The 19,780-nt window shown below is 72.4% G+C and carries 21 protein-coding genes and 1 pseudogene; 7 read left to right on the forward strand and 15 right to left on the reverse strand.

Features of this window, described 5'->3' with window-relative positions:
- Nucleotides 1-49 precede the first annotated feature (49 nt).
- The 4 genes from CJ022_RS04725 to CJ022_RS04740 all read left to right on the forward strand — a co-directional run bounded on the left by CJ022_RS04725 (nucleotide 50) and on the right by CJ022_RS04740 (nucleotide 2,724).
- Nucleotides 50-562 (forward strand): GNAT family N-acetyltransferase, encoded by a 513-nt coding sequence (locus CJ022_RS04725; protein WP_101925529.1) that lies wholly within the window; start codon nucleotides 50-52, stop codon nucleotides 560-562.
- Nucleotides 559-1,218, forward strand: a complete 660-nt coding sequence (gene pyrE, locus CJ022_RS04730) for an orotate phosphoribosyltransferase (protein ID WP_101925583.1) — start codon at nucleotides 559-561, stop codon at nucleotides 1,216-1,218. The genes CJ022_RS04725 and pyrE overlap by 4 nt, the downstream gene beginning before the upstream one ends.
- Nucleotides 1,219-1,251: 33 nt before the next feature.
- Nucleotides 1,252-1,860 (forward strand): hypothetical protein, encoded by a 609-nt coding sequence (locus CJ022_RS04735; protein ID WP_101925530.1) that lies wholly within the window; start codon nucleotides 1,252-1,254, stop codon nucleotides 1,858-1,860.
- A gap of 69 nt (nucleotides 1,861-1,929) precedes the next feature.
- Nucleotides 1,930-2,724: an undecaprenyl-diphosphate phosphatase gene (locus tag CJ022_RS04740; protein ID WP_101925531.1), complete on the forward strand. Its 795-nt coding sequence runs from the start codon at nucleotides 1,930-1,932 to the stop codon at nucleotides 2,722-2,724.
- Nucleotides 2,725-2,772: 48 nt separating this feature from the next.
- On the opposite strand, the gene CJ022_RS04745 is transcribed toward CJ022_RS04740, so the two are convergent.
- The 3 genes from CJ022_RS04745 to CJ022_RS04755 all read right to left on the reverse strand — a co-directional run bounded on the left by CJ022_RS04745 (nucleotide 2,773) and on the right by CJ022_RS04755 (nucleotide 5,001).
- Nucleotides 2,773-4,083, reverse strand: coding sequence for an RNA polymerase sigma factor (locus tag CJ022_RS04745; RefSeq protein ID WP_233198609.1), 1,311 nt, complete (start codon nucleotides 4,081-4,083; stop codon nucleotides 2,773-2,775).
- A 70-nt stretch (nucleotides 4,084-4,153) separates the two neighbouring features.
- The gene (locus tag CJ022_RS04750; RefSeq protein ID WP_101925532.1) at nucleotides 4,154-4,558 is read right to left on the reverse strand and encodes a VOC family protein; all 405 of its coding nucleotides are present in this window, start codon (nucleotides 4,556-4,558) and stop codon (nucleotides 4,154-4,156) included.
- Nucleotides 4,559-4,590: 32 nt separating this feature from the next.
- A complete protein-coding gene (locus tag CJ022_RS04755; RefSeq protein WP_101925585.1) occupies nucleotides 4,591-5,001 on the reverse strand; it encodes a VOC family protein in 411 nt (136 codons plus the stop codon).
- Nucleotides 5,002-5,182: 181 nt separating this feature from the next.
- On the opposite strand from CJ022_RS04755, the gene CJ022_RS04760 reads away from it, so the two are divergent.
- Nucleotides 5,183-6,010 carry an META and DUF4377 domain-containing protein gene (locus CJ022_RS04760; RefSeq protein ID WP_101925533.1) on the forward strand — a complete coding sequence of 276 codons (828 nt, stop codon included), beginning with the start codon at nucleotides 5,183-5,185 and terminating at the stop codon, nucleotides 6,008-6,010.
- 255 nt (nucleotides 6,011-6,265) lie between these two features.
- Here the strand turns inward: CJ022_RS04760 and CJ022_RS04765 are convergent, their stop codons facing one another.
- From CJ022_RS04765 to CJ022_RS04810, 11 genes and pseudogenes are all read right to left on the reverse strand, one after another.
- Nucleotides 6,266-6,883, reverse strand: coding sequence for a YbhB/YbcL family Raf kinase inhibitor-like protein (locus CJ022_RS04765; RefSeq protein ID WP_101925534.1), 618 nt, complete (start codon nucleotides 6,881-6,883; stop codon nucleotides 6,266-6,268).
- A gap of 25 nt (nucleotides 6,884-6,908) precedes the next feature.
- Nucleotides 6,909-8,978 (reverse strand): tetratricopeptide repeat protein, encoded by a 2,070-nt coding sequence (locus CJ022_RS04770; RefSeq protein ID WP_158238346.1) that lies wholly within the window; start codon nucleotides 8,976-8,978, stop codon nucleotides 6,909-6,911.
- A 60-nt stretch (nucleotides 8,979-9,038) separates the two neighbouring features.
- Complete coding sequence (locus tag CJ022_RS04775) at nucleotides 9,039-10,160, reverse strand: YheT family hydrolase (RefSeq protein ID WP_101925536.1); 1,122 nt, start codon at nucleotides 10,158-10,160, stop codon at nucleotides 9,039-9,041.
- Entirely contained in the window at nucleotides 10,157-10,957 is an 801-nt protein-coding gene (locus tag CJ022_RS04780) for a lysophospholipid acyltransferase family protein (protein WP_101925537.1), read from the reverse strand. The genes CJ022_RS04775 and CJ022_RS04780 overlap by 4 nt, the downstream gene beginning before the upstream one ends.
- Before the next feature lie 52 nt (nucleotides 10,958-11,009).
- The gene (locus tag CJ022_RS04785; RefSeq protein WP_101925538.1) at nucleotides 11,010-11,426 is read right to left on the reverse strand and encodes a hotdog fold thioesterase; all 417 of its coding nucleotides are present in this window, start codon (nucleotides 11,424-11,426) and stop codon (nucleotides 11,010-11,012) included.
- Between the two features lie 311 nt (nucleotides 11,427-11,737).
- Nucleotides 11,738-11,917, reverse strand: a complete 180-nt coding sequence (locus tag CJ022_RS04790; protein WP_101925539.1) for a hypothetical protein — start codon at nucleotides 11,915-11,917, stop codon at nucleotides 11,738-11,740.
- A 30-nt stretch (nucleotides 11,918-11,947) separates the two neighbouring features.
- Complete coding sequence (locus CJ022_RS17025) at nucleotides 11,948-12,118, reverse strand: hypothetical protein (RefSeq protein WP_158238347.1); 171 nt, start codon at nucleotides 12,116-12,118, stop codon at nucleotides 11,948-11,950.
- A 226-nt stretch (nucleotides 12,119-12,344) separates the two neighbouring features.
- Nucleotides 12,345-14,236 (reverse strand): annotated as a pseudogene (locus CJ022_RS04795) (phospholipase D family protein).
- A gap of 11 nt (nucleotides 14,237-14,247) precedes the next feature.
- On the reverse strand, nucleotides 14,248-14,871 hold the full coding sequence (locus tag CJ022_RS04800) for a YceI family protein (RefSeq protein WP_101925540.1): 624 nt from the start codon (nucleotides 14,869-14,871) through the stop codon (nucleotides 14,248-14,250).
- 44 nt (nucleotides 14,872-14,915) lie between these two features.
- Nucleotides 14,916-15,392, reverse strand: a complete 477-nt coding sequence (locus tag CJ022_RS04805) for a SixA phosphatase family protein (protein ID WP_101925541.1) — start codon at nucleotides 15,390-15,392, stop codon at nucleotides 14,916-14,918.
- 112 nt (nucleotides 15,393-15,504) lie between these two features.
- Nucleotides 15,505-16,137, reverse strand: coding sequence for a ParA family protein (locus CJ022_RS04810; protein ID WP_101925542.1), 633 nt, complete (start codon nucleotides 16,135-16,137; stop codon nucleotides 15,505-15,507).
- Nucleotides 16,138-16,253: 116 nt separating this feature from the next.
- Here CJ022_RS04810 and CJ022_RS04815 point away from each other — a divergent pair, with 116 nt between their 5' ends.
- Nucleotides 16,254-17,753: an AAA family ATPase gene (locus CJ022_RS04815; RefSeq protein WP_101925543.1), complete on the forward strand. Its 1,500-nt coding sequence runs from the start codon at nucleotides 16,254-16,256 to the stop codon at nucleotides 17,751-17,753.
- Nucleotides 17,754-17,929: 176 nt separating this feature from the next.
- Nucleotides 17,930-18,688: a hypothetical protein gene (locus CJ022_RS04820; protein ID WP_101925544.1), complete on the forward strand. Its 759-nt coding sequence runs from the start codon at nucleotides 17,930-17,932 to the stop codon at nucleotides 18,686-18,688.
- Nucleotides 18,689-18,707: 19 nt separating this feature from the next.
- Here CJ022_RS04820 and CJ022_RS04825 read toward each other — a convergent pair whose 3' ends face one another.
- Nucleotides 18,708-19,748, reverse strand: coding sequence for a hypothetical protein (locus tag CJ022_RS04825; protein ID WP_101925545.1), 1,041 nt, complete (start codon nucleotides 19,746-19,748; stop codon nucleotides 18,708-18,710).
- Between the last annotated feature and the right edge of the window lie 32 nt (nucleotides 19,749-19,780).

Raw genomic sequence — 19,780 nt, forward strand, 5'->3', positions numbered from 1 at the left:
TAACGGATTCGTGCCGCGCCCCGCAGCGGCGGCGCCGTATGCTGGACCGATGTCGTCCGCGCCTGCCCTCCTCGTGCGGCCCGCCTCGCCCGGCGACGCCGCGGCCGCGAAACGCCTCGTGCTGACGCCCGAACAGGTGGTCTACGCCGGCGATCTCGCGTTCCAGATCGACAACGCGCGCGCCGCGCCCGACAGCGATGCGATGGTCGTGCGGGTCGGCGACCGCGTGATCGGGTTCTACCGGCTCGACTACCTGCAGACGGTCGACGCCCGGCGCAATGTCGACCGCAGCACGGTCACGTTGCGCTCGTTCGCGCTCGACCTCGCGTGGCAGGGACGCGGGCTGGGCCGCGCGGCGCTCGCCGCGTGCTGTCTGGATCTCGCGTTGCGGCATCCCGAACGCAGCCGGCTGGCGCTCAACGTGCACGTGCGCAATACCGTCGCCCGGCGCGTGTACCGGCGCGCCGGTTTCGTCGAGACGGGCACGTCGCTGACCGGCGGCAGCGCCGGCCCGCAGTGCCTGCTGTTGCGCCCGCTCGGCATGGGACAATGGCCGCCATGACCGACCATCGCACCCGTTTTCTGCAGCTGGCCCTGGAGGCCGACGCCCTGCGCTTCGGCGAATTCACCCTGAAGTCGGGCCGCGTCAGCCCATATTTCTTCAATGCCGGCCGCTTCGATTCCGGCGCGGCGCTGGCGACGCTGGCCGGCTGCTACGCCGATGCCGTCGATGCCGCGGGCCTCGACTTCGACCTGCTGTTCGGCCCCGCCTACAAGGGCATCCCGCTGGCGACGGCGCTGGCCTGCGCCTACGCCGGCCGCGGCCGCGACCTGCCGCTGGCGTTCAACCGCAAGGAGGCCAAGGCGCATGGCGAGGGCGGCACGCTGATCGGCGCGCCACTGGCCGGCCGCCGCGCCCTGATCGTCGACGACGTGATCACCGCCGGCACCGCGATCCGCGAGGCGCTGGGCATCATCGCGGCCGCCGGCGGCACCGTCGCCGGCATCGTCATCGCCCTCGACCGCCAGGAGCGCATCGCCGACGACAGCCGGCTGTCGGCCGCGCAGCAGGTCGCGCGCGACCACGGCGTGCCGGTGGTGGCGATCGCGAGCCTCTCGGACCTGCTTGCGTTTGCCGGTGAAAGCGCGACACTGGCGGCCGAACGCGACCGGCTGCTGGCCTACCGCGAACGCCATGGCAGCGACACGCCGGGCTGACTTCCACCTTCGGCCGATCAGGGGACGGACGAAATGAAACTGCAGGCACGACTGGCCGGCTGCATGCTGGCAGTGATCGCGACGACCGCGATCGCGCAGAAGGAAGAGCGCAAGGTCTACTGCTGGAACGAAGGCGGCCGCCGGGTCTGCGGTGATGCCCTGCCGGCGCGCGCGGTGGACGCCGCCCGCACCGAAGTGGCGCGCGCACCGACCGCCGACGAGCGCGATGCCGCCGCCGCGGCCGAGCAGCTCGCGCGCAGCGCCGCGGACGAGCGCGCCGCGCAGCAGCGCCGCGAGCTGGCGATGGTCGAGTCCTACGCCACCGAAGCCGACCTGCGCCGCGCCTATGGCGAACGCATCGTGCTGGTGGAGGAAGGCCTGAAGACCTCGCACATGGGCGTCACCGGCCTGCGCACCAGCCTGCTGTCGCTGCTGCGCCAGGCGGGCGACCTCGAACTGCAGACGAAGCCGGTCGGCGCGCCGCTGCGCGAGAGCATCCGCAGCCAGCGGTCGGACCTGCAGCGCCAGCTGGCGATCCTCGACCAGCAGCTCGGCGAGCAGGCCGAACTCGACAGCGACCTCGAGGCCGCGCTCGCGCGTTACCGCGAACTCAAGCAGCCGGCGGCCACCACCCGCGACTGACGCCGCGCATCGGACGCGTTACCGGCGCTCGCGTATCCTTGCGCGTCGTTCGTTTTTCCGCGAGTCGTCGTGTCCGATCCGATCTCCGCCCTGCTCCTCGGCATCATCGAGGGACTGACCGAATTCCTGCCGGTCTCGAGCACCGGCCACCTGCTGATCGCCCAGCACTGGCTCGGCGCCCGCTCCGATTTCTTCAACATCGTCATCCAGGCGGGCGCGATCGTCGCGATCACGCTGGTGTTCCGCCAGCGCATCTGGGCATTGACCACGGGCCTGCGCGAGCCGGCCAACCGCGACTACGCGATGAAGATCGCCGCGGCGTTCCTGGTCACCGCGCTGCTCGGCCTGCCGGTGCGGATGGCCGGCTGGGAGTTGCCGGAAACGGTGTCGCCGGTCGCCTGGGCGCTGATCATCGGCGGCATCTGGATGATCGTCGCCGAGCGGCTGTCGGAGCGTCGCGTCGGCGTCGCCGACGTGACCTGGACCGTGGCGATGCTGGTCGGCGTGGCGCAGGTCGTCGCGGGCGTGTTCCCCGGCACCTCGCGCTCGGCCGCCGCGATCTTCGTCGCGATGCTCGCCGGCCTCAGCAAGCGCTCGGCCGCGACCGAGTTCGTGTTCCTGGTCGGCATCCCGACGATGTTCGCCGCCAGCGCCTACGCCTTCCTCGAGCTGTGGCTCGACCAGGGCCTCGGCGAGGAAGTCTGGGGCGACGTCGCGATCGCCTTCGTCGCGGCGATGGTCACCGGTTTCATCGTCGTGAAATGGCTGCTCGGCTTCATCAAGCAGCACCGTTTCACCGGTTTCGCGGTGTACCGCATCCTGCTCGGCGCCGGCCTGCTGCTGCTGATGCCGCAGGGCGTCTGAGACGCACGACGTCTCACGCCGGCCACGGCGGCGTCGCGGTCGACCGACCTAGGACGCCTCGCGTCCGGCCGCGCGCCGGCAGTCGTGCGCGCGTTGCGCCAGCCAGTCGCGTTCGCGCGGATTGCGCGCCAGCGTCGCGGCGTGGTCGAACGCGAGGCCCGCTTCGGCATGCCGCGCGAGTTTCGCCAGCAGGTCGCCGCGCACGCCGGGCAGCAGGTGATAGCCGGCGAGTGCGGGCGCGTCCTGCAGGGCGTCGACCAGCGGCAGCGCCGCCTGCGGTCCGAACGCCATGCCGACCGCGACCGCTCGGTTGAGTTCGACGACCGGCGAGCCGGAACGCGCGGCGAGCTCGGCGTACAACGCGGCGATGCGGACCCAGTCGGTGTCGGCCGCGGTGGCGGCGCGCGCATGACAGGCCGCGATGGCCGCCTGCAGGCGGTAATGGCCCGGCGTCTCCGCAGCGGGCACCTGCAGCGCATCCGCGCGCGCCAGTGCAGCCAGGCCTTCGTCAATCAGCGCGCGATGCCAGCGACCGCGGTCCTGGTCGGGCAGCAGCACCGGCTGGCCGTCGGCATCGACCCGCGCGTCGAGCCGCGAGGCCTGCAGCGTCAGCAAGGCGAGCAGGCCGTGGACCTCGGCCTCGCGCGGCAGCAGCGCGGCCAGCAGCCGTGCGAGCCGGATCGCCTCGGCGCACAGGTCGGGCCGCGCCCAGTCGTCGCCGCTGCTGGCGGCGTGGCCCTCGTTGAAGATCAGGTACAGCACGTTCGACACCGCGGCCAGGCGCGCCGGCAGTTCCGCGCGGCGCGGCACCTCGAACGGCGTGCCGGCCTTGGCGATCGTGCGCTTGGCGCGGACGATGCGCTGGGCGATCGTCGCTTCCGGCACCAGATACGCGCGCGCGATCTCGTCGGTGCGCAGGCCGCCGACCAGGCGCAGGGTCAGCGCGACCTGCGCCTCGGGCGACAGCACCGGATGGCAGGCGACGCAGATGAGCCGCAGCACGTCGTCGCCGATCTCGTCGTCGAGCGCGTCCTGCCCGCGCGCGTCGGCCTCGCGCTGCGCGTCCTCGATCTCGCGCGCGAGCTCGGCGTGCTTGGCGTCGAGCAGCGTCGCCCGGCGCAGGCGGTCGATCGCGCGGTGGCGCGCGGTCGTCATCAGCCACGCGCCCGGGTTGTCGGGCATGCCGGCCTGCGGCCAGCGTTCCAGCGCGGCGACCAGCGCGTCCTGGGCCAGCTCCTCGGCGAGGTCGAGATCACGGACCAGCCGCATCAGGCCGCCGACGATCTTCGCCATCTCGGTGCGGCAGACGTGTTCGATCGTGGCGTGCAGGTCGGGACGCATCGACGCCGATGTCAGCATCGACGCCGCCCGCGTGCAAGTCGCGACGCAGCGCGGGAGACCGGCGGCCGGCAGGCTCCATCGGTCGTGCTCATGCCGCGGGCGGTGCGCCGGTCATGTGCATCAGCTCCCACAGATGGCCGTCGAGGTCCTCGAAACCGTGCTGGTACATGAAGCCGTGGTCGATCGCCTGCGCCGGCACGCGGCCTCCCGCAGCGCGGGCGCGGGCGACCATCGCATCGACCTCGGCGCGGCTGTCCTGCGACAGGCACAGGATGACTTCGGTGCGGTCGCGTTCGCACAGCGGCCTGTCGGTGAAGGTCTGGAAGAACGGCGCGACGAGGAGCATCACGAAGATGTCCTCGCCGACGATCATGCAGGTCGCCTGTTCGTTGGTGAACGCCGGGTCGAACGTGAATCCGAGCGCGCCGAAGAAGGCGACCGCGCGATCGAGATCGGCGACCGGCAGGTTGACGTAGAGCTGGGGCCTGGCCATCGGTGTGTCCTGTCGAGAGGGAAGATCGAGGCTCAGCACGCCCTGGCGCGCAGCACCATCCAGCCGGTGCCGTAGCGGTCGACGAGCATGCCGAAGCGATGGGCGAAGAACGACTCGGCCATCGGCACGCGGATCTCGCCGTCCTCGGCGAGCGCGTCGAAGATGCGCTCGGCCTCGGCATCGCTGTCGACGTCGAGGCTGACGAACGTGTGCGGCGCATCCGGCAGCGGCATGCCGGGCGGCACGTCGGACCCCATCAGCGCGTGGTCGGCGACCGCGAGATGGGCGTGCATGATGCGCGCGGGATCGTGCGCGGCCGACTCGACGCACGCGGTGTCGTCGCCATAGGGCATCAGCGTCGGCGCGCCGCCGAGGATCGCGGCGTAGCGCGAGAACGCGTCCGCACAGCGGCCGTCGAAATAGAGATAGGGGGTGATCTGCATCGTGGTGGTCTCCGGATGGACGGGCGCGACCTGCGCCCTCGTCATGACGACGAACGGGACTGCCCGGAATCGACATCACGACCGCGAAGACTGAACGGCGCCGCGCGCCCACACGGCCTTGCCGACCCCGTCGGTAGGCTCCGCGCGTTCGATCCGAGTCCATTCCACGAGGAGAGCGCCGATGCGCCGCCCCCTGCTGTTGCTGCTGCCGTTCGCCCTGATCGCCTGTTCGCCCGCGTCGGCGCCTGCCGATGCGCCCCCCGCTGCACCGGCGCCCGCTGCGGCGGCCACGCCGCCCGCCAGCGCGGCGCCTGCCGATCCCGACGCGACACTCGGTGCCTACCACTGGGATCTGGTCGATGCGGCCGGCGCCGACGGTGCGCGCCTCGACGCCCTGCTCGACGATGCCGGCAAGCCACTGCGGCTGGATTTCCGCGCAGGCGGCGTCAGCGTGTCGAACGCCTGCAACCGCATGAGCGCGTCGACGACGCGCACCGGCGACCGGCTGGAGATCGCCGCGGCGGTCTCGACGCAGATGGCCTGCGTCGACACGCGACTGATGACGCTGGAGCGCGAGATCGGCCAACGTCTTCCCGGCACGCACACGCTGGCGATCGCACCCGGCGAGGCGCCGCGGCTGACGCTGACCGGCGCGGATGGCGACGTGCTGACGTTCGCCGGTACGCCGACGCCGGCCACGCGCTACGGCAGCGACGGCACACAGGTGTTTCTCGAGGTCGCGCCGCAGCGCGTGGCCTGCAACCACCCGCTGATTCCCGACCACCGGTGCCTGCAGGTCCGCGAGGTCGCGTACGGCGACGACGGCGTGCAGACCACGACCGGCGACTGGGAACCGCTCTACCAGGACATCGACGGCTACACCCACGAGCCCGGCGTGCGCAACGTGCTGCGGCTGCAGCGCTTCGAGGTGCGGGATCCGCCGGCCGATGCGCCGTCGGTGGCCTACGTGCTCGACACCGTCATCGAATCGGAAACCGTCGCGCCCTGAGCGCGCGCGCCACCGCCGGCCGCTCGGAGGACGCGAGCGGCCGTCCGGGTGTCACGCATGCCGCCACGTGTCCCGTCGGAAAGACAGCCCGTACGTGCCGGGGTCACGTCGTCGTTGCCGCGGAGACGTGCGCGTCGGCGTGCGGTGCCCGGTCCGGACCGCCGTCTCCGGCATCCGCAGCTGGCCTGCGCCACGGCGATGCCGCGTCGCTCGGGCACCGCGCGCCAGCCCGCAACGCAACGCCAGGCGGCGTGCCTAGGCCGGTCGCGCGTGCGGATGCAGGGCGTAGCTGCCCCAGACCGTGGCTTCGGCCAGCACGTGGCCCTGGATCGCGCGCAGCAGTGCGGCGGCGTCGAAGCCGTCGGGCAGGTCGAGCGTCGCCACGTCGAGCGCGAACAGCCGGAAGAAATAGCGGTGCGTGCGCAGGTCGTTCGGCGGCGGATAGGGGCCGTCATAACCGCGCCAGTCGCCGGCGAGCTCCGGATGGCCGGCGAACCAGCCGGTGTAGTCGTTGCGGCCCTGGCGTGCACCGGCCGGCCCCGGCGGCATGCGCTTGCCGCCCTTGGTCACGCCGTCGCTGGCGCTGCCTTCCGGGATCGCCCGGCACGTGGCCGGCAGATCGGCGACGGTCCAGTGGTGGAAGGCGCCACGGGGATGCTCGACCGGGATCTCGACGCCGTCCTTGCCCGCCAGCGACGGATCGGTCGGCGCGTCGGGATCGATGCACAGCAGCGCGAACGAGCGCGTGCCCGCGGGCACGTCGTCCCACGCCAGGTGCGGATTGCGGTTGCCGCCGAAGCCGTCGGGCGCGCCGACCGCGTAGGTCGCGGGGATCGGCTGGCCGGGTTCGAAACTGTCGCTGCGGATGCGCATGGAACCTCCTATCGTGGCGTCGGAATCAGTCCTGCGGATAGCCCAGTCGCACGGCGACCGGCGTCAGGCTGGCGAACGCGGTGCCGAGCACGCCGGCATAGGCGCGCCAGTGTCCCGCCGGCATGCGGTCGGGACCGAGCACCTGGGCGGGCGGCACCGGGAACCCGTCGATGCCGAGCGCGCGGCCGATCGTCGCGGCGATGGTGTCGGCGTCGCCGACCGGATCGTCGTTGCGCAGCAGCACGTGCGGATACAGGTCCTGCTCGACGAGGTCCGCCAGCTGCGCGAGATGCGCGGCCAGCCAGGTCGCGGCGGCATCGACGTCGTCGAGGCGCACCGTCAGCTGGGTGCCGAAGGCCAGCCAGTCGAGCAGCATGTCGCGCGGATCCCGCAGCACCAGCAGCAGCCGCCCTTCCGGCAGTCGGGGGCGCAGGGCCAGCAGCATCGCGTTGTCCCACCACGGCAGCCAGTCGACGACGGCGCCGCCATCGATGGCGCGCGTGGACAGCTGCTGTCGCCAGCTGTCCACGACCTGCGCGGCGGTGAAACGGCCCGCGGCCAGCTGCGCCGGCACCGTCGTGTCCTGGAAGGGATCGCGGATATTCGTGGTGAGGCGGTCGCTGCGGAACATCGGCAGCGTGCGCTGCAGCACCGACGCGATCCGGTCGACGCGCGCACCGGGCGGACCGTAGAGGAACACGGCCGGCGGCTGCGCCGCATCGATCGCACCGGGCTCGGGCCACTGCGCGGGCGCCGCGGTCGGCGGCGGCGGCGGGCCGGCGTGGCGGGTCGCGGCGGTGTTGAGCGCATGCCACGTCGCGACGGCATCGGCCGGCTGTCCGGCGGCGTCCTGGGCGATCCCGACCCAGCGCTGCAGCAGCAGCCTGGCGTCGTCGGTCGCGGGCGCCAGCAGCCCCTGCGCGAAGGCGACGGCCTGGGCCGGGTCGCGCGCCAGCAGACGCGAGAACAGATAGTCGTTGGCGCCCAGGTGCCCGGGCTGCACGTCGGCGATCGCACGCGCCACGGTTTCCGCGGCGTCGAAGTCACCGGCGCCCGTCTCGAGTGCGAGCTGCGCCTGCAACGCCGGCACGTGGGCCGGCATCGCCGCCACCCAGCGCGTCACGACCTCGCGCGCCTGCGCGCTGGCGAAGGGCTCGAACGCCAGCCGCGCCAGCCACAGATGATCGAGGCCGGCGTGGGTCGCCAGGGCCGCATCCAGCACGTCGCGCGCTTCGTCGGCGGCGTTTGTCGCGCCCCACAGCTGCACCAGCGCATTGGTCGCGCGGCGCGATTCGGGATGCGCGTCGAACGCGGCGCGCAGCAGCGGCGCCGCCCGTTCGGGCCGGCCGGCCTGCAGTTCCAGCTCGCCGCCGAGCGTCTGCCACGCCGGCGTCACCTGGGCGGGATCGGCGACCAGCTCGGCGATGATGTCGGCCGCATCGGCGGGCCGTCCCTGCTGCAACACGATCTGCGCGAGCACGCCGCGCAACGGGCCATTGCCGGTGGACTCGATGACGCGCCGGAAGGTCTGCTCGGCGAAGGCCAGATGGCCCCTCGCGAGATAGGCGAAGCCCAGTGCATAGAGCACCTGCAGATCGTCCGGCGCCTGCTTGTTCGCATGCGAGAGCAGGGACAGCGCCCGGTCGTGGTCGCCGCGGCGCGAGGCGAGCGTCCCGGCGAGCATCGTGGTCCACGGATGCTCCGGCGCGACCCGCGCGGCCAGCTTCTGCTGGCGATCGGCCTCGTCGAAATCGCTGCGGCCGATCGCCAGCTGGCCCTGCAGGATGTAGGCGCCGAACTGGTTCGGATCCAGGCTCACGCTCTGCGACAGTGACGTAGCGGCCGCCTCGATATCGCGCACGTTGAGCAGCATGCCGGCGCGCTGGAAATGCAGGTCGGCGTCATCGGGAGCGAGCGCGATCGCACGGTCGATGCTGTCGACCGCCGCCGCCGCGTCACCGCTGCCGCGCAGGGCCAGCGCCAGCAGGCGGTGGGCGTTCGCCGACTGCGGCTCGGCCGCGACGGCATCGCGGGCCAGCGCCAGCGCGTCGTCATGGGCGCCGCGGCGCAGTGCGTCGAGAATCTGTTCCTGCATATCGTGATATTCCGGGCGCAATGCCGGCCGGTCGGAAGGGCCGGCCATTGTAGCGGGCGCTCAGCGGCCGCCCGCGTCGGCCCCGACCCCGGCATGCACGGCCGCGGCCAGCCGGGTCGGCGCGATCGCGTCGCGCGCCGCATCGGCATGGGCGGCCAGGCGCGCGGCGACCCAGCGCTCGGCGAAACCGTCGAGCCGCAGGCCCGTCAGGAAGCCGCAATGCCCGCCCCAGCGGCTGATCTCGACGCGCGCGTGCGCCGGCAGCGACAGGGCGTGGAATTCGTCGAGCGGGATCACCGGGTCGTCGGCCGACATCAGGATGTGCGCCGGCACTTCTAGGCCCGCGAGCCGGTCGCCGGCGACCGAATACCCGTCGAAGTAGTTCTCGATCGTGCCGAAGTCGGTGTGGGTCTGCACCAGCCATTCGGTCAGTTCGCGCATGCCCAGTTGCAGGGTCGCGTCGTCGAAGGCGTGCTGGTCGGGAAACAGCGCGCGCTTGCGTCGCAGCGAGCCGCGCCAGGTGCGCTCGAAATGCCGCAGGTAGAACCGCAGGCCGCGTTCCATATAGGCCATCGTCCGCGCCGGATCGATGACCGGGCAGACCGAGGCGACACCGGCCAGCTGCAGGCCGGCCGCCGGCGCGCGCAGCGCCATGCGCAGGGCGAAGTTGCCGCCCAGCGAATAGCCGGCCGCGACCATCGGCCGCGCGGGGAACCGGCGGGCGACGTCGCGCGCGGCGTGCACGACCTCGTCGATGCGGTTGGAATGGAAGATCGCCGGATTCAGATGGTGGCTGCCGCCGTGGTCGCGGAAGTTCAGCCGGAACACCTCGAAGCCCAGCGCCAGCAGCTGCACCGCGGTCAGGCGCATGTAGCTCGATTCGGTGCTGCCTTCCCAGCCGTGCAGCAGCAGCGCGAGGCCGCGCGACTCGCGCCCCGGCACGACGCTGTGCAGCCCGTGCAGGCGCACGCCGTCACCGCCGTCGACGAGGTGTTCCGTGGTCACCGCACCGGTTGCCGCCAGCGCGCGGGCGCCATGGCGACGGCGCCAGGGGCTGCTGGCCAAAACCGTCTGCAGGTGCGGGCTGCGCAGCCAGCGCGGCGGCGCGTAATCGGCGCCGCCGACGAGCGGGTGCGCCGACGCGTCGGCCTCCTCCCGTCCGGACGGCGGCGACCAGGTCACCGCGTCGGACCCACCGCGGCGACGATGCGCTCGCGCGCGACCTCGGCGATGCGCCGGCGGCCGTCGCCGTTGCCCGGCAGGATCGGCGCCAGGAAGATCACGTCCGCGTCGCGGGCCGGTTCGCCGAGCAGGCGCAGGAAGTTCGCGAGGAAGGTTTCGCGCGGGCCGAACGCCACGATCGCCTGCGCGCCGGCATCGGCGCCGTAACGCAACGCGACCGGCTGCACCGCGACGCCGGCCTCGACCGCGGCCAGGAAGATGCGCGCGTGGAACGGGCCGATCTCGTAGCCGTCGCGGGTCCGGCCTTCGGGAAACACGCCGACCGAACCGCCGGTGCGCAGGCGCCCGAGCATCGCCTGCAGCACGCCGCCCAGCGATTCCTGGCTGCCGCGCTGGTGGAAGATCGTCTCGCCGCGACCGGCGAGCCAGCCGACCACCGGCCAGGACGCGATCTCGCGCTTGGCGACGAACCCCATCATCCGCTGGCTGTGCAGCGCCGAGATGTCGATCCAGCTGACGTGGTTGGAGACGAACATCGTCGGCCCCGGCAGCGGCGTCCCGACGCGGCGCATGCGGAAGCCGAACAGCCGCATCAATCCGCCCTGCCACCAGCGGATGGCGCGGTGTCCGATCGGTTCGTCGCCGATCCGCACGTCGCGGGTCAGCGGCGTGCCGAGCAGCAGCACGATCGGCAGATGCAGAAACAGATGCCACAGCAGCAGGGGCACGCGGATCGCGTAGCGCAACGCGCGCGCGGCTGCGCCGCCCGGGTCGACGGAAGTGGGGGGGGACCTCATCCGCGCACGATACCGAACCGCGGCAGCCTGCCGCCACTGCGGTCGCGCGGGGTCACGGTTTCGGAATCACCGCGAGCGTCAGTCGCGACACGCAGACCGGCTTGCCGGCCGCGTCCTCGATGTGGATTTCCCAGACCTGGGTGCTGCGGCCGACGTGCAACGGGCGCGTCGTGCCGGTGACGAGGCCACTGCGCACGCCGCGCAGATGGTTGGCATTGATCTCGATGCCGACGACACCGCACCCCTCGGGCGCGGCGAGTCCGCCGGCGGTGCTGCCGAGCGTTTCGGCGAGCAGCACCGAAGCGCCGCCGTGCAGCAGGCCGAAGGGCTGATGGGTGCGGCCATCCACGGGCATCGTCGCGCGGATGAAATCGGCGCCGATCTCGGTGAACACGATGCCCAGCGCATCGATCGCGGTGTCGCGTGACATGGCGTTGAGCGAATCGACGGTGGTGTCGCTGCGGAACATGGATGCATCCGGGCACGGGGAAGCGACGGAGCCTAGGTGGCGCCTGCGGAGGCGTCAAACCCGGAGCGGGGCTGCGCCGGTGCGGTTGCGATGGGGTCGGCGGCCCTGCGCGCGACGCGCGGCGGGCGCTCGAGTGACGACTGCGCGTCGCCGGACTCCGGGGCTGCCCGGTCCGCGTCGCCACCGCGATCTCGCAGCGCCGGCAGCGGCTGCGTCGTGCGGCCTGCCGCCCTGCCCGGTGACGCCGGCTTCCGCGCTCTGAAGCAGCGCGCGCCGTGCGGTCCCGGGCGGGATCGCGGTCGTGCGGCGGATCAGGCGATGCGGAAGCGCGACGGCATCGACGCCGGGGGCGTGCAGCGCAGGCGGACATAGCCCTGGCTGGTGCCGTAGCCGGTGCCGGCGATGCGCGGCAGGCGCGCTGCGGCAGAACGGACGGCCGCAGGGACGGGCGCGGAAGGCATGGCGGCGGGACGGGGGAACAGACGGTTCATGGCGGGATCTCCGGGGGAAGACGAGAGGGATCAGACGATGCGGAAGCGCACCGGCGTGCTGGTCTGGCTGTAGCGGCGCGGGCTTGCGTAGCCGCTGCTGCGGCCATAGCCGGTGCCGAAATCGCGGCTCGCGTAGCGGACGGCGGCCGGGGCGGCAGCGCGGGCGGTGGCGGTCTGGGCGGTGGTGGTCTGGGTCTGCATGGTCGTTCTCCGGTGTGGTTGTGATCTGGTGTGTTGGTAGACTACAACACCGCTGTTCGATAACACCACGTGCCGAAGGTCATGCTCGGCAGATTTCCTGATCACGTTCAGCCATAGTTCACTTTCGGCCACGACCTCGCCGAATCCGGAAGGGCCGCCCACAGCGCCACCGCCCTGTGCGGGCGGCCGGGTGTGCAGGCGAGCTGTCTCGACGCGCGCGGCGCCGCTAGAGGATCGGCACCAGCCCCGCGCCAAAGGCGGTGAAGATGCGCGTCAGCAGGCTGCGGAAGCCCAGGCTGACTTCGGGGAAATCGCCGACCGGCGTGTAGCAGGCCCGGAACCCGGGATCGTCCGGCGGCAGCGGTGCGGGGCAGTCCGGGCCCGGCACGAATTCGTAACTGGTCGCATAGCGCGTCGGCCACAGGTCGAACAGCGGCAGGCGCTCGGAAATCTTCGCCATCGAATAGTCGACCCCCGACAGCACCACCGGCGAATCGCGCCGCGCGATCGTCCAGGCGTTCTCGGGCGCGATGTCGCGGCGGATGCTCGCCGCCAGCTGGCCGGCGAAGCGCGGGTCGGCGATGACGACCGCACTCTCGGTGTTGAGGTTGTCGCCGCGCGGATCGAAGTTGTGGGTGCCGACCACGCCGATGCGTTCGTCGATGACCATCGACTTCGCGTGCAGGCCGACGCGCACGCCGGCGCGCTGCAGCGGGACGCGCCGGTTCACGCCGATGCCGGCGTAGCGCAGCGCCGAATACTCGCGCGTCAAAGGCGCGGCGGTCTCGGGCCGCGTCGCCAGGACCTCCTCGCGCGTGCTCGCGACGCCGTCGCCGGGCTCGTCGATGTTGACGCTGCCGTCCGCGTTCCACGAGATGCCGACCGCGCCGGTCACCTCCAGGTCGATCGGCGCGTCCTGCGGAAAGGGTTTGTACTCGTAGATGTCGAAACCGAAATCGCGCAGGTGCCGGCGCTTGTACTTGTACGACAGCGCGTAGGTGATGAAGGAATCGGTCGCCGCCAGGCTGTTCGTCGACACCGTGACCTGGGGCGCGTCGGGCCGCGCGTGCAGGCCGGCGAACATCTGCTCGGCCGGTTTCGACAGCACCAAGTACGGGGTCTGCAGCAGCAGTTCGTCCTGCGTGGATTCGATCAGCTCGCGCAGCCGCGGCGTCGCCGTCGACGCCGCCGACGCCGATTCCGCATCGCGCCGGTGCTTGCCGGGCAGATCGGCGATGAACTCGATCGCCCCGACCTCGAGCGCGGCATCGGCGAGACGTTCGCGCACCAGGGTGGCGTCGGCGGCATCGGCCGACATCGCGGCGACCCGCGCCGGCCGCTCGTAATCCTGGAACGACACGTCGGGCACGCCGCTGCGCAGCAGATGCCGGCCGACGTCGCCAAGCTGCTCGACCGAGCGGCTCAGCGGCGCATGCCAGAACGCGATGAAGTTGTCCTCCATGGCGGCGACCATTCCGCGTTCCAGTCGAAATAGTCGTCCTGGTAGTTGCGGCCGCCGGTGATCGCGACGACGCTGTCGACGATCAGCGCCTTGCTGTGCATCCGCTGGTTGAGGCGCCGCCAGCAGCACGCCGCGGCCAGCGCGTACTGCGGATAGCTGATGCGCGCCAGGCCCAGCACCGGGTTGTAGACCCGCAGTTCGAAATTGGTGTGCGCGCCGGCCAGCGCGGTGACGGTTTCGACCGTGCGCATCGCCGCCAGCTGGTCGACCAGCAGCCGCACCTGCACGCCGCGCCGCGCGGCGGCCAGCAGTTCCTCGAGCACCAGATGGCCGGCGTCGTCCTCGTCGAAGATGTAGGTCTGCACGTCGATCGTGCGCTGCGCGCCGCGGATCAGGTCCAGCCGCGCAAGCAGCGCGTCCTGGCCGTAGTCGATCATCAGCGCGTAGTGGCGCGGCGCGCCCGGCGCGCTGGCGGCGAACGCGCGCTGGCCGAGATCACGCAGCGGCGACGGTGTGGCGCAGGCATCGGCGCGGTCGCAGACCAGCTCGGTCGAGCGCGCCGCGACGGCGATGTGCGCGGCCTCTTCGCGCTTGGCCTGCGACAGCGTCGTGCAGGCGGTCGTGGCCAGCGCCAGGACCAGCACCAGCGCGCGCATCGGACCGCGCATCAGCCGGGATCCGGAACCGCGCGCATGCGCAGGGTGAAGCGGACATCGTCCGACAGCGCATAGCCCCAGCGGTCCATCGCATAGCGGCTGCGGCGCACGTCGCCCTGGCCGATCACGTCGCAGTCCAGTCCCGGCCGTTCGCACGTCGACGGCGCGACACTGAACACCTCGCGCTGGCGCACGCCGCGGATCGCCAGCACGCCGGTCATCTCGCCGCCGTCGCGCGGCAGCGTGGCGGGATAGGGATCCGACAGGAACACGACTTCCGGATAGCGCTCGGCATCGAAGAACCCGGCGCCGCGGGTGATGCGGGTGTAGTTGCGCGAACCGACGATCTCGACATCGCGCGTCAGCAGCGTCAGCCGCACCTGGTGGCGGCCGTCGTCGAGCACGCGGATCTCGCCGTGCCAGTCGGCGAACCGCCCGTCCAGCACCTGGCCCCATCGCGTCTTCAGGCTGAAGCTGATCCGGGACGCGTCGGTATCGAGCACGATCCGCTTGCTCGCCGCCGCGCCGGTGGCGCAGGCGAGCAGCAGCAGGGCGCACGCCGCGCGGCCGAACCCGCGCCCGGCACGCGCGCGCCAGGCGCGGGCGGCGTCGAGACCGGAGGCGGGCAGCGACATGCGGGCGGGAGGCCCGGAGGCCGGGCGCCGGGACGCGACGGCCGCTACGGCCACCAGAAGGCCGACAAGTCGGCGCTGGCCGGTTCGATCAGAGCTTCGTCGCGCAGGCTCAGCACCGCGATGCCGCCGGGCGGCATGCCGCGGTAGTCGCCCGACTGGCCGCTGTGCATCAGCGCCGCGAGGCGTTCGAGCCCGGGATTGTGGCCGACCAGCAGCAGCCGGCCGACGTCGCGGTGTTCGTCGGCGACCGCCGCCAGGGTGCCGGAGGTCGCTTCGTAGATGCGCTCGTCGAGGCGCTGGTCGACGTACCCGATGACGCCGAGCACGGCTTCGAGGGTTTCGCGCGTGCGTCGCGACGGCGAACACACCACGCAATCCGGCACCAGGGCCTGTTCTCGCAGCCAGTGGCCGGCACGCTCGGCTTCGGCCAGGCCTTCGGCGGACAGGGGACGGTCGATGTCCGACTGGCCCGGCAGCGCGGCGTCGGCATGGGCGTGGCGGAGCAGGATCAGTTCGCGCATGGGATCGGAGGGGCCTGAAGTGGACGGAGACACAGGCGCGCGCGAGGCGCGGTCGGATCGTGCGGCGTGCGCGGGTGATGCAGGCGTGAGCCCGTCGCCCCGAGGCCGCGGCTCACTTCTTCAGCCACTTCAGCAGCGGCTGCCAGTCGTCCTGGTGGTCGCGGACCTGGGCCGAGTGGTAATCGAACAGGCTCTTGCCGAGCCCGACGAGCATCACGTAGGCCTGGCTGTCGCGCAGTTGCGCGACGACCGGATACGGCCACTGCTGCAGCAGGTCCACGGCCTGCTGCGAGGCGTTGGTCCACGGCCGCAGGCGGTTGGCGACCAGGCCGATGCGCAGCTGGCCGCGGCGCACGCGCTCGACCTTGGCCAGCGAATTGAGGAAGCCCACGGTCGCGTCGATGTCGAGCGCCGACGGCAGCACCGGCACGACGACGGCGTCGGCATGTTCCAGATAGACGGCCAGATCGTCGGCCATCGCGCCGGCGGGCCCGTCGACGACCACGCGGGTCGCGCCTTCGGGGATCGCGCTCCAGACCTTGCGGTGGCGGGCGCTGCCGTCGATCGGCAGCACGGCGCTTTCGAGTCCGGCGCGGCGCTCGGCCCAGCGCGTCGACGAGCCTTGCGGATCGGCGTCGATCAGTACCGTGGATTCGCCCGCCAGCGCGGACTGCGCGGCCAGGTGCGTCGCGATCGTGGTCTTGCCGACGCCGCCCTTGGAACTGGCCACCAGCACCGTTTTCATCGAAGCCTCCCGCATCCGCGTCAGGGGCCGAGCGTACACCGGCCCCGGGCCGACCGCGACCGACGGCACGCGCGCCGTTTACCATCGCCGCTCCCTCCGTCGAGCCGCGCGTGTCCATGAGCGAACTGCAGGATCTGGCCGCGCTGATCCGCGCCAACACGCCGTTGATCGTCATCGAGACGCCCGACGAACCCCGGGTCGTCGCGCTGTTCCGGCAATCGCTGCTGCAGGTCTGGCGTGCGCTGTACCGCTGGACGATCACCGAGGGCCTGCGCCGGCTCGATCTCGACCGCGAGGAGGCCGTCGACATCGCGCCAGATGCCAGCAACACGCTGGCCGCGATCCGCGATGCCGACCAGCGCGGCATCTACCTGCTGCTCGATTTCCATCCCTATCTCGGTTACGCCGGCACCCAGCGCCAGCTGCGCGACCTGGTGCAGCGGCGTCACTGCCTGCCGCACGTGCTGGTGCTGGTCGGCCACAAGGTCGAGCTGCCGGACGATCTCGAGGCGCTGGCGGTGCGCTTCCGCCCGCGCCTGCCCGATGCCGACGCGCTGCTGAAGCTGGTCCGCGACGAGGCGGTGGCCTACCAGCAGGAACACGGCGGCAAACGCGTCGAGGCCGATGCCGACGCCGTGCGCCAGATCGTGCGCAACCTGCAGGGCCTGTCGGAGACCGACGCCCGCCGCATCGCGCGCCAGCTGATCCACGCCGACGGCGTGCTGTGCGCCAACGACCTGCCCGCGCTGCAGACGCTGAAGTTCGAGCTGCTCAACAAGAGCGGCCACCTGCACTACGAATACGACACGGCGCGCTTCGCCGACGTCGCCGGCGCGCGCCGGCTCAAGCGCTGGATCGAGCAGCGCCGGCGCGTGTTCACCGGCGACGACGTGCCGGCCGGTCCGGCCGGATTCACGCTGGACCCGCCGAAGGGCGTGCTGCTGCTCGGCGTGCAGGGTTGCGGCAAGTCGCTGCTGGCGAAGTCGATCGCCGGCGGCTTCGGCGTGCCGCTGGTGCGGCTGGATTTCGGCACCCTGTACGACAAGTACCACGGCGACACGGAGCGCAACCTGCGCGAGGCACTGGCGTCGACCGAACAGCTGGCGCCGTGCGTGCTGTGGATCGACGAGATCGAGAAGGGCTTGGCGTCGAGCGGCGACAGCGACGGCGGCGTGTCGCGCCGCGTGCTCGGCTACCTGCTGACCTGGATGGCGGAGCGCAGGTCGAGGGTGTTCCTCGTCGCGACCGCGAACCAGGTCCACGACCTGCCGCCGGAACTGCTGCGCAAGGGCCGCTTCGACGAGATCTTCTTCGTCGACCTGCCCGATGCGGGCGTCCGCGCCGAAGTGTTCGCCGTGCATCTGGCGCGCCGCGGGTTCGATGCCATGGCGTTCGATGTCGCGCAGCTGGCGGCGGCGTCCGACGGATTCTCGGGCGCCGAGATCGAACAGGCGATCGTCGCCGGCCTGTACGCCGCGCACGCGGCCGGGCGACCGCTCGACGACGCCCTGCTGCGCGACGAACTCGAAGCGACCCGTCCCCTGTCGGTGCTGATGCGCGAACAGGTTGATGCCCTGCGCCACTGGGCGCGCGAGCGCACGGTCCCGGCGGACTAGCGCCCCCGCGACCGGGTTGCAGCGCCTGACGGATGTGCGAGGTGCGTGCTGCGGCGGGCGCCCGCGTGTCGACGGCACGAGGCAGACGAGGCCGCGTGCGGAGATGCCCGACCCGGGTGACCACCACGCGGCCCGCGCTGCTAGTCTCGGACGTCCCCGGACGACACGGACGTCCCATGAAGCACCGACTGCTCTGCCTCGCGCTGCTGGTCCTGGCGTCGCCTGCCGTCGCCAGCGAGCGCCCCCTGCCGTCCGCCCACTGTCTCGACGGACGCGCGATCGTCGACGCCCACCAGTCCGATCCCCGGACGCTGGCGCTGCGCGGCGCCAGCGGCGAGCGGCGGCGCGTGACGCTGGCCCAGGCCTGCCCCGGGATCCTCGATGACGCGGACCTGCAGTTCGTCGGCTGGAACGGGTTCCTTTGCGGCGGCGCCGACGATGCGGTGCGCACGGCGGCACGCACCTGTCCGATCGCGGACGTCGCGGTCGCAGAGCCACGGGAGTACGCAGTGCTCGTCCGCACGTCGCGCGAGACGCTGCCCACGCTCGACCGGGTGGTCGTCCGCGGCCAGCGTGCGCGCGGTTTTCGCGGCACGCCGGATTACTGCGTCGCCAACCGCTGGATCCGCAGCTGGCACGAAGACCCCGACGGGCTGATGGTCGAGGTCTCGCCGCGACGCGCCGCCGGCCACCGGTACTACCGGATCGAGACGGCGGGCCACTGCACGGGCCAGGTCAATGCCGACACGCTGTCGCTGGTGTCGGGCGTGGGCACCGGCGTGATCTGCGGGCATGCCGGCGATCACATCGTCTTTTCCAAGAGCACGGCGCCCGGTCCGGTCGCGCCCGACACGTTCATGCGCTCGCTGGCGCAGACGAGCAAGGCCGGCATGTCGCGGTGTCGCGTGTCGAGCGTCTATCCGGTCGAGCGCTGAGCGGACCGGCCCGCCGGCCTCAGCGCGGCGGCTGCCAACCGGCGGGCGGCGTCGGCGCGATGCCCGCGTCCTGCAGCACCCGCAGGATCAGGTCCGGCTCGCTGCGCACCGAAGGATCGGCCAGCAGGCGGACGAACTGCGGGGCGCCATCGCGCGGCTGGGCCTGTACCGCGCGCCCCCATTCGAGCATCTGCCAGTCGAGCGTGCGACGCGCGGCCTGGGCCCGGGCGCGCTCGTCGGCCGTGCCCGCGGTCTGATCGAGCAGCATCAGGCCCAGGCCGCGACCCAGTTGCGTGTCGGACGCATCCGCCAGCAGCGTGGCGACATGGCGGCAGTCCTGCAGCCGCGTCGCATCGCGCAGCCGGGCCGGATCGCAGGCCTGGGTCAGCAGTTGCAGCGATGGAATCGCGACCGCGCTCCACAATCCGGCCGCGGTCATCGCCGCCTGCTCCGCCGCGTCGCCGCCCGACGCATCGCCCAGGGCGTCGCGCTCGGCGGCGGTCGGCGGATGACGCAGCAGGGCCGCCTGCATGACGCGGATCTGCGGCAGCATCTGCAGGTCGAACCGCCGGCTCGCGCGGGCGTCGCGCAACAGGGTGTCGGCGGTGCCGCCGCGGAACAGCAGCGGCGCGAGATTGTCCGGATCGGCCGCGAGCCAGCGCGCCGCAAGACGCAGCTGCCGATCGGCATCGGGTTCGCCCTGGGTCGCCAGCGCGAGTGCCACGACGTCGCTGCCCGCGGTATCGGCCGCACGGCGGCGCCACGCCGCGGCCTGGGCGTCGTCCGGCGCGGCGGACGACGGCGTTTCGCTGGAGGGATCGCCGTCATCGGGCGGGGCGAGCGCGAGGCGGCGCAGGGTCGCGGCGAAGGCGAGCTCGCGGCTGTCGCCACCATCCGCCAGGGCGGCTGCCGTGCGCTGCAGATAGGCCTGCGACGCGCGCGACGCCGCGCCGTCCGGATCGGGCGAAGGCTCGGCCTCGAGCGGCGCCTCGTCGAAGCGGCTGTACGGCGCCTGCGCCTGCGCGGCGGGCGTCAGCAGTGCGGCGAGCAACGTCGCCACGCAGGCGGCGGTCGGGAATCGCGATCGGCTAG

Source organism: Luteimonas rhizosphaerae (assembly GCF_002849595.1).
GTDB classification, from domain to species: domain Bacteria; phylum Pseudomonadota; class Gammaproteobacteria; order Xanthomonadales; family Xanthomonadaceae; genus Luteimonas; species Luteimonas cellulosilyticus.

Coding starts and splice junctions, on each gene's coding strand:
- CJ022_RS04800 (WP_101925540.1), bottom strand. CDS start 14,871: ATGTCGCTGCCCGCCTCCGGTCTCGACGCCGCCCGCGCCTGGCGCGCG.
- CJ022_RS04735 (WP_101925530.1), top strand. CDS start 1,252: ATGAAACTGCAGGCACGACTGGCCGGCTGCATGCTGGCAGTGATCGCG.
- CJ022_RS17025 (WP_158238347.1), bottom strand. CDS start 12,118: ATGCAGACCCAGACCACCACCGCCCAGACCGCCACCGCCCGCGCTGCC.
- CJ022_RS04770 (WP_158238346.1), bottom strand. CDS start 8,978: ATGCAGGAACAGATTCTCGACGCACTGCGCCGCGGCGCCCATGACGAC.
- CJ022_RS04765 (WP_101925534.1), bottom strand. CDS start 6,883: ATGCGCATCCGCAGCGACAGTTTCGAACCCGGCCAGCCGATCCCCGCG.
- CJ022_RS04750 (WP_101925532.1), bottom strand. CDS start 4,558: ATGGCCAGGCCCCAGCTCTACGTCAACCTGCCGGTCGCCGATCTCGAT.
- pyrE (WP_101925583.1), top strand. CDS start 559: ATGACCGACCATCGCACCCGTTTTCTGCAGCTGGCCCTGGAGGCCGAC.
- CJ022_RS04755 (WP_101925585.1), bottom strand. CDS start 5,001: ATGCAGATCACCCCCTATCTCTATTTCGACGGCCGCTGTGCGGACGCG.
- CJ022_RS04810 (WP_101925542.1), bottom strand. CDS start 16,137: ATGAAAACGGTGCTGGTGGCCAGTTCCAAGGGCGGCGTCGGCAAGACC.
- CJ022_RS04745 (WP_233198609.1), bottom strand. CDS start 4,083: ATGCTGACATCGGCGTCGATGCGTCCCGACCTGCACGCCACGATCGAA.
- CJ022_RS04820 (WP_101925544.1), top strand. CDS start 17,930: ATGAAGCACCGACTGCTCTGCCTCGCGCTGCTGGTCCTGGCGTCGCCT.
- CJ022_RS04790 (WP_101925539.1), bottom strand. CDS start 11,917: ATGAACCGTCTGTTCCCCCGTCCCGCCGCCATGCCTTCCGCGCCCGTC.
- CJ022_RS04805 (WP_101925541.1), bottom strand. CDS start 15,392: ATGCGCGAACTGATCCTGCTCCGCCACGCCCATGCCGACGCCGCGCTG.
- CJ022_RS04760 (WP_101925533.1), top strand. CDS start 5,183: ATGCGCCGCCCCCTGCTGTTGCTGCTGCCGTTCGCCCTGATCGCCTGT.
- CJ022_RS04725 (WP_101925529.1), top strand. CDS start 50: ATGTCGTCCGCGCCTGCCCTCCTCGTGCGGCCCGCCTCGCCCGGCGAC.
- CJ022_RS04815 (WP_101925543.1), top strand. CDS start 16,254: ATGAGCGAACTGCAGGATCTGGCCGCGCTGATCCGCGCCAACACGCCG.
- CJ022_RS04780 (WP_101925537.1), bottom strand. CDS start 10,957: ATGAGGTCCCCCCCCACTTCCGTCGACCCGGGCGGCGCAGCCGCGCGC.
- CJ022_RS04785 (WP_101925538.1), bottom strand. CDS start 11,426: ATGTTCCGCAGCGACACCACCGTCGATTCGCTCAACGCCATGTCACGC.